This is a genomic window from Flavobacterium phycosphaerae (assembly GCF_010119235.1).
GTDB lineage: Bacteria > Bacteroidota > Bacteroidia > Flavobacteriales > Flavobacteriaceae > Flavobacterium > Flavobacterium phycosphaerae.
Genome location: NZ_JAAATZ010000001.1, coordinates 3,191,431 through 3,204,432, shown reverse-complemented (window position 1 = coordinate 3,204,432; position 13,002 = coordinate 3,191,431). Strand labels below are relative to the sequence as shown.

At 36.5% G+C, this 13,002-nt stretch carries 15 protein-coding genes; 6 read left to right on the top strand and 9 right to left on the bottom strand.

Annotated features, from left to right (window positions below; genetic code table 11):
• Positions 1-27 precede the first annotated feature (27 nt).
• Positions 28-2,217 carry a glutamine synthetase III family protein gene (locus GUU89_RS14300; RefSeq protein ID WP_162128544.1) on the top strand — a complete coding sequence of 730 codons (2,190 nt, stop codon included), beginning with the start codon at positions 28-30 and terminating at the stop codon, positions 2,215-2,217.
• A gap of 137 nt (positions 2,218-2,354) precedes the next feature.
• Here GUU89_RS14300 and GUU89_RS14295 read toward each other — a convergent pair whose 3' ends face one another.
• A complete protein-coding gene (locus GUU89_RS14295; RefSeq protein WP_162128543.1) occupies positions 2,355-3,464 on the bottom strand; it encodes a cadherin repeat domain-containing protein in 1,110 nt (369 codons plus the stop codon).
• A 1-nt stretch (position 3,465) separates the two neighbouring features.
• Positions 3,466-3,918 carry a T9SS type A sorting domain-containing protein gene (locus GUU89_RS14290; RefSeq protein ID WP_162128542.1) on the bottom strand — a complete coding sequence of 151 codons (453 nt, stop codon included), beginning with the start codon at positions 3,916-3,918 and terminating at the stop codon, positions 3,466-3,468.
• Between the two features lie 111 nt (positions 3,919-4,029).
• Between GUU89_RS14290 and GUU89_RS14285 the strand changes: the two genes are divergently transcribed.
• The 5 genes from GUU89_RS14285 to GUU89_RS14265 all read left to right on the top strand — a co-directional run bounded on the left by GUU89_RS14285 (position 4,030) and on the right by GUU89_RS14265 (position 8,434).
• Positions 4,030-4,917: an OmpA family protein gene (locus GUU89_RS14285; RefSeq protein WP_162128541.1), complete on the top strand. Its 888-nt coding sequence runs from the start codon at positions 4,030-4,032 to the stop codon at positions 4,915-4,917.
• 1 nt (position 4,918) lies between these two features.
• Complete coding sequence (locus GUU89_RS14280; RefSeq protein ID WP_162128540.1) at positions 4,919-5,758, top strand: OmpA family protein; 840 nt, start codon at positions 4,919-4,921, stop codon at positions 5,756-5,758.
• Entirely contained in the window at positions 5,758-6,531 is a 774-nt protein-coding gene (locus tag GUU89_RS14275) for an OmpA family protein (protein ID WP_162128539.1), read from the top strand. Before GUU89_RS14280 ends, GUU89_RS14275 begins: the two co-directional genes overlap by 1 nt.
• Positions 6,532-6,611: 80 nt before the next feature.
• Entirely contained in the window at positions 6,612-7,790 is a 1,179-nt protein-coding gene (locus tag GUU89_RS14270; protein ID WP_162128538.1) for an AIR synthase related protein, read from the top strand.
• 215 nt (positions 7,791-8,005) lie between these two features.
• The gene (locus GUU89_RS14265) at positions 8,006-8,434 is read left to right on the top strand and encodes a hypothetical protein (protein WP_162128537.1); all 429 of its coding nucleotides are present in this window, start codon (positions 8,006-8,008) and stop codon (positions 8,432-8,434) included.
• Here the strand turns inward: GUU89_RS14265 and GUU89_RS14260 are convergent.
• From GUU89_RS14260 to GUU89_RS14230, 7 genes are all read right to left on the bottom strand, one after another.
• Positions 8,431-8,706 carry an ATP-dependent Clp protease adaptor ClpS gene (locus GUU89_RS14260; RefSeq protein ID WP_162128536.1) on the bottom strand — a complete coding sequence of 92 codons (276 nt, stop codon included), beginning with the start codon at positions 8,704-8,706 and terminating at the stop codon, positions 8,431-8,433. The genes GUU89_RS14265 and GUU89_RS14260 overlap by 4 nt on opposite strands.
• A 34-nt stretch (positions 8,707-8,740) precedes the next feature.
• Positions 8,741-9,574, bottom strand: coding sequence for a 50S ribosomal protein L11 methyltransferase (gene prmA, locus GUU89_RS14255; RefSeq protein WP_162128535.1), 834 nt, complete (start codon positions 9,572-9,574; stop codon positions 8,741-8,743).
• Between the two features lie 72 nt (positions 9,575-9,646).
• The gene (locus GUU89_RS14250) at positions 9,647-10,114 is read right to left on the bottom strand and encodes a hypothetical protein (protein ID WP_162128534.1); all 468 of its coding nucleotides are present in this window, start codon (positions 10,112-10,114) and stop codon (positions 9,647-9,649) included.
• 146 nt (positions 10,115-10,260) lie between these two features.
• The gene (gene tpiA, locus GUU89_RS14245; protein WP_162128533.1) at positions 10,261-11,013 is read right to left on the bottom strand and encodes a triose-phosphate isomerase; all 753 of its coding nucleotides are present in this window, start codon (positions 11,011-11,013) and stop codon (positions 10,261-10,263) included.
• Positions 11,013-11,510 (bottom strand): TlpA family protein disulfide reductase, encoded by a 498-nt coding sequence (locus GUU89_RS14240; protein ID WP_162128532.1) that lies wholly within the window; start codon positions 11,508-11,510, stop codon positions 11,013-11,015. Before GUU89_RS14240 ends, tpiA begins: the two co-directional genes overlap by 1 nt.
• A 24-nt stretch (positions 11,511-11,534) precedes the next feature.
• Positions 11,535-11,852 carry a hypothetical protein gene (locus tag GUU89_RS14235; protein ID WP_162128531.1) on the bottom strand — a complete coding sequence of 106 codons (318 nt, stop codon included), beginning with the start codon at positions 11,850-11,852 and terminating at the stop codon, positions 11,535-11,537.
• A 49-nt stretch (positions 11,853-11,901) separates the two neighbouring features.
• Complete coding sequence (locus tag GUU89_RS14230) at positions 11,902-12,999, bottom strand: MauE/DoxX family redox-associated membrane protein (protein WP_162128530.1); 1,098 nt, start codon at positions 12,997-12,999, stop codon at positions 11,902-11,904.
• Positions 13,000-13,002: the final 3 nt, after the last annotated feature.

Below are 13,002 nucleotides of genomic sequence, written 5' to 3'. Positions count from 1 at the left end.
AGGGTATAACTTTTAAAAATTAATTTTATGTCAACTTTACGTTTTCAAGCATTAAAAGATGCATCAGGTAGAAAGCCTGTAAAATTTGAAGAAGCTGATAGAAAATCAGCCATTTTCGGTGCCAATGTGTTTAACGATAAAGCTATGAAGCAGTTTCTGACTTCAGATGCTTACAAAGGAGTCAAAGATGCAGTACAGCACGGAACTAAAATTGACAGAAAGCTAGCCGATTATATCGCCATGGGAATGAAAGAATGGGCGATTGCTAAAGGCGTAACGCATTATACACACTGGTTCCAACCTTTAACCGGAACTACTGCGGAAAAACACGATGCATTTTTCGAAACTTCTTATGATGGTTCTGACCCATTAGAAAAGTTCGGGGGAGGGCAATTGGTACAACAAGAACCGGATGCTTCTTCTTTTCCGAACGGTGGTATCCGTAATACATTTGAAGCTCGTGGCTATACCGCTTGGGATCCAACATCTCCGGCATTTATCTTTGGAACGACTTTGTGTATTCCAACCGTGTTTATTTCTTATACCGGTGAAGCCTTAGATTATAAAACACCACTATTACGTGCCTTAAATGCTGTAGATGAAGCAGCAACTGAGGTATGTAAATATTTCGATAAAAATGTTAAAAAAGTAACTGCTACTTTAGGGTGGGAGCAAGAATATTTTTTGGTAGATAGCTCGTTGGCAAATTCAAGACCTGATTTATTGTTGACAGGAAGAACTTTGCTCGGACACACTTCTGCAAAAGGACAGCAATTAGACGATCACTATTTTGGTTCTATTCCTTCTCGTGCATTGAATTACATGAGAGAATTAGAAGAAGAGTGTATGTATTTAGGCATACCGGTAAAAACTCGTCATAATGAAGTAGCGCCTAACCAATTTGAATTAGCTCCGATTTTTGAAGAAACCAATTTAGCAGTTGACCACAATTCATTATTAATGGATGTAATGTCTAAAGTTGGGGAGCGTCACGATTTTAAAATACTTTTCCATGAAAAACCTTTTAAAGGAGTTAATGGTTCCGGAAAACATAACAACTGGTCATTAGCTACGGATACCGGCGTGAATTTACTGTCTCCGGGGAAAACACCAATGAGCAATTTACAATTCTTATCGTTCTTTATTAATACTATCAAAGCGGTTAATGAGTATGAAGAATTGCTTAGAGCTGCCATTGCAACGGCAAGTAATGACCACCGACTTGGAGCTAACGAAGCACCGCCGGCCATTATTTCAGTATTCATCGGACAACAATTAACCAAAGTATTGGATGAATTAGAAGGCGTAACCAAAGGAAAATTATCTCCGGAAGAGAAAACCGATTTAAAACTAAACGTAGTAGGTAAAATTCCGGATGTGTTATTAGACAATACGGACAGAAACAGAACCTCTCCGTTTGCATTCACAGGAAACAAATTTGAGTTTAGAGCAGTAGGTTCTTCTGCGAACTGTGCCAATGCGATGACCACTTTAAATTCTATTGTGGCCAAGCAATTAAAAGATTTCAAAAAAGAAGTAGACGCTTTAATCGAGAAAAAAGATCTAAAGAAAGATGAAGCGATTTTCAATGTCTTAAGAGAATATATCAAAGGAACCAAAAACATTCTTTTTGAAGGCGACGGTTACAGCGATGCATGGGAAAAAGAAGCTAAAAAACGCGGGCTTAGCAATCATAAAACAACACCGGCGGCTTTGAAAGCTAAAGTGTCTAAAAAAGCCTTAGACCTATTCAAAGATTTGAACGTAATGAACCATGTAGAAGTAGAGGCTCGTTACGAAATCGAATTAGAAGAATACACCAAGAAAATCCAAATAGAAGGAAGAGTTCTAGGTGATATTGCGCGTAATCACGTGATTCCAACAGCTATTCGTTACCAAAACACCTTGATTGAAAATGTGCGTGGTTTAAAAGAAATCTTCGGTAAAGACTTTGAAAAAATTGCCAAAGAACAAATCGTTTTAATCAAAGAAATTTCATCACACATTGAAGGGATAAATACCAATGTAGAAGCGATGACCGAAGCACGTAAAAAAGCCAACGCATTAACTGATGCCCAAAAAATGGCTGAAATGTATTGCGATAAAGTAAAACCTTATTTCGAAATTATCCGCGAACACTGTGATAAATTAGAGTTATTAGTAGATGATGAGGTTTGGACATTAACCAAATACAGAGAATTATTGTTTACAAGATAATCCGGTTTAATTAGTTAAAAAAAATCCCGCTCATTGAGCGGGATTTTTTAGTTATTAAAATCAATACGTTACCATATAGACAAATTTGGATGTTATTAAAAAGCCGCTAATAATACTACTTTTTCATAAAATATTTTTTAAGGAACTTGTGTAACAGTATAGGTTCCTGATCCGTTAAAGTTAAGTACTAAATCAACTTTATAATTTTTAGGCGTGCTGGTGGCTCCCGGAAAGTTAATGTATTGACCGTATAAATCAATTGTCCCATCACTCAAATTATCTCCATAATATCCAGTACCAGTCGGTGTTTCCATACTAATCCTAAAAGTGTTGTTAGGACTGGTTACACCAGTTACTGTAGCGCTTAGCGTATTAGTTGCTACATTGTATGTCATAGCGCTGTAGGCACTTCCACTAGCGTTATCGTAACTAACACCTGGGCCTATTGAACTGGCATGAAAGTAAATTTGATTATCACCATCAATATTTAAATAATTGTAAATTAAGTACAGTCCGTTTGATGGGATGGTGTATAAACTTCCATTAAGGACTAAATTTTGTGTCCCGTTTATACCGTATATAGCTGCACTACTATTGTTTTCAGATATAAACTTAATTTGTGTTCCCGAAGTCAGGTATTTATAACCAAAAAAACTATAATCAGAATATCCCATTAGCAGTGCTGTTGAAGCATTAAAACTATTGAAACTACCATACATATACAATTGGGTAGGAAAGCTGGATGATGTTCCCGATGTTGGTAATGACAATTGCCCGGCATCATTAACACTCAATACATAAGGCGTTCCATTTGGTGAAACCAAAGTAATACCTTCTCCTGCTGATGTAACCAAACTGTCCGCAGCCAAAGCATAAGGAACTGATAGCAATTGGGTAGTGCCTACCAAAACATAATTGGTACCGCCTGAAGCGTCCATTTCTACTTTTAAGAATTTAGAACCGCTTCCCCAGTTTATGGTGTTAAACGCCCCTGAAACCAAGGTCCCTTGTCCGACAACCAAATTAAACAATCCTTGCGCATTGGTAGTTTTAACCTGTGTTTCCGAATATAAAACGGTTCCCGATGCTGAGGTGTTCAGAATCGAAAGACGAAGCCCAACGTTAGAACTCACCACCGGAGTTCCTGAGCTGTTTAGTGCTATAGCCTGATAAGAAATTCCTTGCGGTACTTGAGCAAAAGTCAAATAGCTTATAAAAAATGCTGATAATAGTAATAGTTTTTTCATGTTAATGTTTGATTATTTTAAAAGAATTGATGTTTTTGCTCGAAAATTGAATCAGGTAAACTCCGGTTTGAAGTGCCGATAAGTCTAATGAATTATCAGTGCCAATCTTTTTCTCGGAAACCAATTGCCCCGATGTTGTATAAATCGAAACTTTTTCATCAGTAAGTTTGGTAGCGGTCTCAAAATAAACGGCTGATGTTGTCGGATTAGGGAAAACCTTGATTTTAGCACTGAGTTCCAATTGAGGGACTTCTAATGTTTGTTGGGTTTGTGCCAAAAGACCAATAATTCCGGTGCTTGATTGATTCTGGTTTTGAGGAACTACAACAATTTCTCCGACAGATATAGAGGAATTTGCTGCTATAACACTACCCGAATTCACCGATTGTATTACCGATTGTGAACTCGCTGAAAAGGTGAGTATTAAAAATGAAAAGAGTAAAAAGTGTTTCATTTGATGAAGTTTTTATTTACAAATGTAAAAAAATAATTAGGTTTCACGACATTATATTTTTAACATACAATACTATTTTTGCGTAACTTACGTTAGTATTAAAAACAGTTTATGAAACCTATTTTTGTTTTCCTTTTTTTTATTCTTTTTGCCAATACAATTTATGCTCAAGAACAATTTGCCTTGTACTTCGATAGCAATAAATTTGAATTAAATACCAAAGAAAAAGAAAGACTCAATACTTGGATTACCGAAAACAAGAACAACAAAATTGTAGCCATTCACGGCTTTACCGATGAAGACGGCTCAATAGGTTTTAATGATACCTTGGCTCAAAAACGGGTTGACTGCATCTTTAAAATCATCAAAAACCAAATCAAAATCAGAGACGATTTTAAAACCCGAAGTTTTGGTGAAAGCTTCAATCAGTCTAAAAATAAAGCCGAAAACAGAAGAGTGCTAATCTATTATATTTTAGAAAAAGACATCGTTCGCGAAGATGAAATCCTAGGCATCAAAAAAGAAATTGCCAAAGAAGAACCCAAACCCGAAATCGAGTATCCCGAAAAGATGGTCTTTGAAAATCCCAATGGTACCACATCTGAATTTAAGCTCGACAAGGCGTTTATGAAAAGAGTAGGTGAAGCCAAACAAGGTGAAAAGCTGAAAATCGAAAATTTGAATTTCATCATCAATACTTTTGCCGTGGTGCCCGAATCCCGAGGAAAAATGTACGAACTGCTGGTTGTGCTTCAAAGAAATCCTCAATTAAAAATCGAAATTCAAGGCCACCTGTGTTGTATGCCAACGGACCGGTTGGATTTGTCAACACAACGCGCCAAAGCTATTTATAATTTTTTAGTCGCTAACCAAATTTACCCGCCAAGACTGTCCTATAAAGGTTTTGGCAGTACACAACCCATCTATCCGCTGCCTGAAAAAAATGAGCAGGAACGTGCCGCCAATAGGAGAGTCGAAATTTTAATTGTCGAAAACTAGCATGAAGAAGCTTTGTTTTGTTTTATGTATAATGCCATTTATTGTTTTCTCCCAAAAGCACTATGAAGTGTTCTTTGATTTCAATAAAGACTACCCCAATCAAGTGTCAATAACTAAACTAAATCAATGGATTGCAGAAAACAAGTTTGCTGAAGTTACCAAGATTCTAGGCTATTGCGACAGTGTTGATGATAGTAAATACAATAAAGAACTGGCTGTAAGAAGGATTAACTCGGTTATGACTTTGCTCAAAAATGAAACTATAGCGATTAATGATAAAGTGGAGTTAATACCTTTCGGCAAAGATTTTAAATTTTCTAAAAAGCAGGAAGAAAACAGAAAAGTAACCTTTTTTTATACCTCAAAAGAAGAAAAAAGCAAAGGAAATAAGGAGATTACTAAAGAGGAGGAACCGATATCGCAATTCGATAACCAAACCTTAATTGAAAAAGAGGTATCTGAGTTGTCCATGAAATTTGAAAAAGCCAAAAAAGGGGATTTAATCAAAATTAACAACATCAATTTCCTGTTTAATTCAGAGCGAATTGAAGAAATGTCCCGACCTATTTTAGAAGAATTAGTGCAAATCATGTATAATAATCCAAAACTGAGAATTGCCATACACGGTCATATTTGCTGTAATCCTAACGGTATGGATACTAAATTATCGTACCGAAGAGCTTTGGTTATTTTAAAATACCTAACCAGTAATGATATCGAAGTGAACCGACTCTCCTATAAAGGTTTTGGCAGCAATGATCCGATTTACAAATTACCGGAGCGCAATGAAGCCGAACGCAAAGCCAATCGTCGAGTTGAAATTTTAATTGTTGAAAAATAATGAAAAATGCAATCTTCATCATATTGTTTTTAGTTTCCCTAAAAAGCTTAGGACAAAATCAATTTGAAGTTTTTTTTGATTTCAATAAAGACTTTCCCAATGAAAAATCGATTTTAGAATTTAACGAGTGGTTTGCCCAAAACAAAAACCTCGAAGTAACCAAAATGATGGGTTATTGCGATAGTGTGGATACCAAAAACTACAACATAAAATTAGCCGAACGCCGCATCAACAGTGTGCAATTGCTACTGCAAAAAAGCGGAGTAAAAGTCAATGACAATCTGGAACGCATTGCTTACGGTAAAGATTTCAAGCAATCCAAAATCCAAGCAGAAAACAGAAAAGTAACCATTTTTTACAACGAAATCAAGTCTCAAAAGCCGGTGGTATCTCCATTGACAGAAAAAATATTGAACTCAAAAGTGGGGGAGACAGTGGCTTTGCCTAATATCTACTTCTTTAACAATTCGGCCCGAATCGTTCCCAAATCTGAACCTACCTTATTGGAACTTCTTTGCATCCTGGAAGAAAATCCAAAACTCAAAATCGAAATTCAAGGACATATTTGCTGCCAAAAAGTATTTGATGTCAACGATGTCTCCCTATCAAGAGCCCGCGCTATCTATACCTACTTACTACGAAATAAAATTGACCGAAAACGAATGACCTTCAAAGGTTATGGCACTTCAAGACCGGTTCATCCCATCCCAGAAAAATCAGCTCAAGAAGAAGATGAAAACCGCCGCGTAGAAGTGATGATTTTGGAAAAATAATTCTAAAAAAATCCCAATTCCTAAATCCCAAATCCCAAATCAAGTCATATCTTTGCGCCACAACAACACAACACTACAACATGAGCTCTGATAACAGCCAACGCTACAACTTGCGCGGAGTTTCGGCTTCCAAAGAAGACGTGCACAACGCCATCAAAAACATCGATAAAGGTTTATTTCCCAAAGCTTTCTGCAAAATTGTTCCCGATTATTTGACTAATGACGAAGACTATTGTCTAATCATGCACGCCGACGGTGCCGGAACCAAATCGTCACTGGCCTATATGTATTGGAAAGAAACTGGCGATTTATCCGTCTGGAAAGGCATTGCACAAGACGCTCTGATAATGAATATTGATGACCTGCTTTGCGTAGGCGCTACCGATAATATTTTATTGTCTTCCACTATCGGAAGAAATAAAAACCTAATTCCGGCCGAAGTGCTATCCGCCATCATCAACGGAACAGAAGAACTTATCGCCGAGTTAAAAAACTTCGGAGTAACCATTCATTCTACAGGTGGCGAAACGGCTGATGTAGGCGATTTAGTCCGAACCATTATTGTAGATTCAACTGTTACCGCTCGCATGAAACGTTCAGCTGTGGTTGATAATGCCAATATCCAAGCCGGAGATGTAATCGTTGGTTTAGCTTCTTTCGGTCAGGCCCATTACGAAAAAGAATATAACGGAGGCATGGGCAGCAACGGTTTGACTTCCGCGCGTCACGATGTTTTTGCTAATTATTTAGCCCAAAAATACCCGGAAAGTTTTGATGCCATGGTACCTAATGACTTAGTGTATTCCGGACAAACCCAATTGACTGATGCCGTTGCCGATTCCCCAATTGACGCCGGGAAATTAGTCCTTTCACCAACCCGAACTTATGCTCCGATTATCAAATCAATTTTAGATAAATACACTCCAAAAGAAATTCACGGCATGGTGCATTGCAGTGGTGGTGCCCAAACCAAAGTGCTTCATTTTGTGGATAACGTGCATGTAATCAAAGATAATCTGTTTCCCGTTCCGCCTTTATTCAAACTAATACAAGAACAATCCAAAACCAATTGGAAAGAAATGTACCAAGTCTTTAACTGTGGTCACCGAATGGAATTGTATGTGCCCAAGGCAATCGCTTCGGATATCATTGAAATAGCAAAATCCTTTGGTGTAGAGGCTCAAATTGTAGGTAGGGTAGAAGCTTCCGAAAATAAAAAACTCACCATCAAAAGCGAATTCGGTCTTTTTGAATACTAAATAAAGCTGCTCTTTGTATAAATAGAGTATCCCCATGTATAAATGAAGCATCCGGTTGTATAAATGGAGCATCCAGCCTTATAAATAGAGCATTCCGTTGTATAAATGAAGCATCCAGCTTTATAAATGGTGCATCCCCATGTATAAATGGAATATCCAGAGCTTTCTTTTATAAATCTAACTACCTTTGCATCGCTATTAAAACAGTATATAACATGAAAATAAATCCCAAAAACGGCGTCGATCAATTAGTATTCGGTATGAAACAAAATCATGTAGAAAACCTATACGGCACGCCCGATAAACAATTCAAAGACGAAGATGGTAATGTTATCTATTTGTATAACAAAGAAAAATTGCGCTTAACCTTCTATGAAGATGAAGCCCTTCGTTTGGGATATATCATTACTTCTAATTCAGAAGCAACATTATTAGACCAAAAAGTAATAGGCAAAAATATAGTCGAAATCAAAACTGAGCTGCCCTTCAAATCCTGGGAACAAGAAGATTTTGACAGCACCGAAAATCACTTTAACGAAAGCAACTGGCTGATACTGCAATCAGAGTTCGATGTAATTATTCGGGTAGAAATTGGAGCCATTATCAACGATAACGACGAATTCGATTGGAAGTTTAAAGCTTAAATAATTTCGGCACTCAAACCTGCCTCTAATAACTGAGTGCATTGGGGTTTCAATTCATCAAAGGGGCCTGTTTTAACAGTGCATTTTCCTTTGTAATGAACCAATATAGCACATTGTTCCGCTTGTTCCGAACTGTGTTGGCAAACACGAATCAAGGTATCAATCACGTGGTCAAAGGTGTTAACATCGTCATTATACAATACAATTTCATTGTTAATACCAACTTGCTCTTCCACTAAAACGTCTTCCTGTACTTTTTCTATTGTGCTCATTTTCATTTTCTTTTCGGTCTAAAATTTCAGGAGGCTAATTTACATATTTCAAAGAAACCCAATTGTTTCTCTCGAATTTTTTAACATAAGTCAACCCTTTCTCAGTACAAGAGGCATCAATAAACGGAATGTCTTCGGTATAAAAACCACTCAATAAAAGTATCCCGCCTTTATGCAAACAATCCACATACTGTTGCATGTCATTCAAAAGAATATTGCGGTTAATGTTAGCAATGATTAAGTCGTATTCCTTCCCTTTCAGCATTTCGGCATCTCCTTCATATACTGTGATTTGGTGACAATTATTACGTTCAGCATTCTCAATCGAATTCAAATAACACCAATTATCAATGTCGATAGCATCAATAGGTTTGGCGCCTTTCATTTCGGCAAGAATAGCCAGAATAGCTGTGCCACACCCCATATCAAGGGTTTTCATATTGGTAACATCAGTCTCTAAAAGGTGTTGGATCATCATGTGAGTAGTTTCATGATGACCGGTACCAAAACTCATTTTCGGTTCAATAACAATATCAAACTCAGCTTCAGTTTTTGGGTGGAAAGGAGCGCGCACATGACATTTCCCGTCTACATCAATGGGTTCGAAGTTTTTTTCCCATTCTTCATTCCAATTGACTTGGTCAATCTCTTCGATTGTGTAGGAAATAGTGAATTCAGGAGAATGTAGCAGATAAATATCATCTAGTATGTCTTGATTACAAAGGTCTTTTTGAATGTAAGCGATAAATCCATTATCCGTTTCAATAAAACTTTCAAACGGTTTTTCACCCAATTCGGCAATTAAAATTTCGGAACCTAATTCTTTGGGTTCTACTATAAAACTGTATCCTAAATAAATATTTGACATGCTGTAATTTTTGGCAAAGGTAACAATCAACTGCCTTACCGCGAAGTCATTTCAGGAAAACTTTTCAGTCGGTTAGTCTGATTTAACGATGGCTTTTAAGCTTGCATTAGGCGCGTCATCTGTTTTCACATAAAAAATCATCAGCTTGTTGTAACGCTTGTCATCAGCATCGTATAGATAAGTAATCGTATTCTCTTTGGGATTGTAGGTCAGTTTGCCTCTCATGAACTTGGAACGAATTAACCAAGTACCTTCTTCATCACTGTCTTGTTTAAACTGATAAATAGAGCCGTGGTGCATTCTGACTTGACCATTATCAACCATACTGATAACAATGTAACCATTAGTCTTGGAACCAATTTCGCGAACATCTACTACAGAGTTTTCATATTCGGTTTCCATTAATTCGTATTTATCATACTCTTTGTTCCAAACATAATATTTTCGAGTATCCGATTGGAAACGTTTTTGAATATCTACTTGGGCAAGCATATTCAGGCTAAAAAATAGCGCTGCTAATAGTGTGAATTTCGCTCTCATTTGATTTTTGACATTAATTATGTGATAAAACTATAATTAACTTCGATTAAATACAAATAATATCGATGAAATACATATTTAAATTTAAAAAATAAAAAAAAACTTTCAAAAATGAAAATTTCTGGTTAATGAGATTCTTTTTTTTCTTAAATCGAATTCACGATGGCGGCAAAATCATCTGCTTTTAAGGCAGCACCTCCAATTAGTCCTCCGTCAACATCAGGTTTTGAGAAAATTTCTTTGGCGTTATCAGGTTTTACACTACCTCCGTATAAAATAGAAACATCTTCAGCTACATCACTACCAAATCTTTTTCGGATGGTTTCTCTAATAAACTCATGCATTTCTTGAGCTTGCTCCGGTGAAGCAGTTTCTCCTGTTCCTATAGCCCAAACGGGTTCGTAAGCCAAAACAATTTGTTCCCAATCTCTATTGTCAAGATGAAATAAACCGTCACGCAATTGGTTTTCAACAATGTTAAAATGTTGTTTGTTTTGTCGGTCTTTCAATTCTTCACCAAAACAAAAAATCACGGTCATGTTATGTTTTAAGGCAGTAGTTACTTTTTGAGCTAAAATAGCATCGGTTTCATGAAAATAAGCACGACGTTCCGAATGGCCAAGAATAACCAAATTTACACCAATGCTTTTCAGCATATCCGCCGAGATTTCACCGGTATAGGCACCGCTTTCGTTTTGATGCATGTTTTGAGCCGCAACACCAATATTGGTAAATTCTAAATGATCTACAGCTGATGCAAGGTTGATAAAGGTTGGCGCCACAATGATTTGCGCTTCTACATCATTAGGTAATTTATCAATTAATTCATTTAATAAATCCTCGGTTTCTTCGGCATTTTTATGCATTTTCCAATTACCGGCAACTATTTTTTGTCTCATTATTGTAGTGTTTTTAGGGTCTCGTTTATTTTGTCAAAATCGGTTTCAATGGCGCGGTAAATCTGAATTTTTCCTTTAGAGTCAAGAATAATATAACGTGGAATCCAATCTAAATCAATGGATTGGCCAAATTCTCCTTTCATACCATCCGTTACCCAATAATGGTCGCCTTTCAGTTCGTGCTTTTCTATTCCGGCTTGCCATTTATCAAAAGCTTTGTCCATCGAAATAAATACATAATCCACATTCGGGTTATTGGCTTGCATTTCTTTGACTTTTGGCATGGCTTTTACACAATCACCACACCAAGAAGCCCAAATTTCGATAACGGTCACTTTACCGTTATGCTTTTTTAAAATTTCCTTAAATGAAATTTCCTTATTTTCGGGAGTGATTACTTTTTTTGCTAATGTTTTTTTAGAAAAAGACTCTTTTTGTATTGCTGAAAAGGCAAAGGCTATCATAATTACAGCAAAGACTAGCGTTATTTTTTTCATTTTATTGGGGCGTTTTATGGGATTTTATAAATCGGAATCTTGTTTTTGTTTTGTTTTACTGTCTTTCAGATAATACAATTTGTGACCTTTTCTTTTACGTTCGCGTCTTTCTTTTTTCTTTTTTGAATCGTAGAGGTATTTGAGAATGACTACTACTCCTAATACAGAAATAAACCTAAAAGCACTTCCTATAAGTATGTAGATAGTATTGCCTAATGGCGGATTTTCCATAGTGGAGATGCGACTCAAAACGAGTTCACCAAGAATGAATACAAGGATGCACAAGCCAATGCCGATTAGTCCTCTTTCATTCAGTTTTCGTGACATTATATACTTAATCATAAGTGCTGCTTTTACTGGTTAAAATTACAAAATGATAAGCAAATTAGAACTATTTTTTTAATTCTGAATAAGGTTTTTGAATTAATTTCTGATAATCTACCGGGTCAAATTTGTTATCGGTGATGCCCCAATAGTATTTGTATTCGTTACCGTTCCATAAATATTTTACACCAGGAGTGTCTTTTCCGGAACCTAAGACTTTCCAAAACGGAATGATTTCAATGATTTTGTATGGATACTCAGCACCGGCAAATTTGAAAAACTCCGGAATTAAATCAGCTTCCTCGTTCATGAAAACGATTGAAACTTCCGGGAAGTTTTTAATGGTTTTTCGCATTTCGGTAAGTTCTTTTGCGGCTTCACGACAATGGTCACAACCCGGCACAAAGAAACAAAGTGTTTTTCTTCCCTTATCAATATTTGAAAAATATTGTGCATAACCTGATTTGTGTTTTTCAGGTTCGTCGATTACTGCTTTTATTTTAGCCATTACATCATCTCCTTTTTTCAATGTATCATTGATGGTAACGATTCTTTCCGGTGCTGTTTTTGTAGTGTCAACCGCCGTTGTATCAATAGTTGTTGTTTCTTCAGGTGTAGAAACCGAAAATTGGCTCTCCATAGGTTGAATAGGGGCCAGCATAAATAACGCTAAGATAGAAGCCAATGTTACCGTGCTTAGTATCCAAAAGTTGTCTTTCTTTTCGCTTGATTTTGGCATAATAATAAACAACCAAATCAACAAAATAATAGCCACCACATTCTTGATAATGGCTTCAATTGGCGTCATAGGCAACAAACTTCCAAAACAACCACAGTTTCCAGAATTACCGCCGTCCTGTATGGTCACGATGGTTAAATGAGTTGTAAATACTGCTAATAATAATATAGTTGCCGGAATGATAATGCTTCGCAAAAAGTTCTTTTGTAAAATCAAAAAGCCTAAGGCAAATTCAATTCCAATTAATATTCGGGAGAAATAAGGAGCAAAACCTTCCGAAAATCCCATAGGGTACAATTGCTTCACTTCAAAGGTCGAAATGGCAAAATAAGGTGATGGGTACAATTTGGCTACAGCCGATAATAAGAACAGGAACGAAATGATGATTCGTATTCCCCAGGCGGTATTATTTTTTGATAAACTCATAGT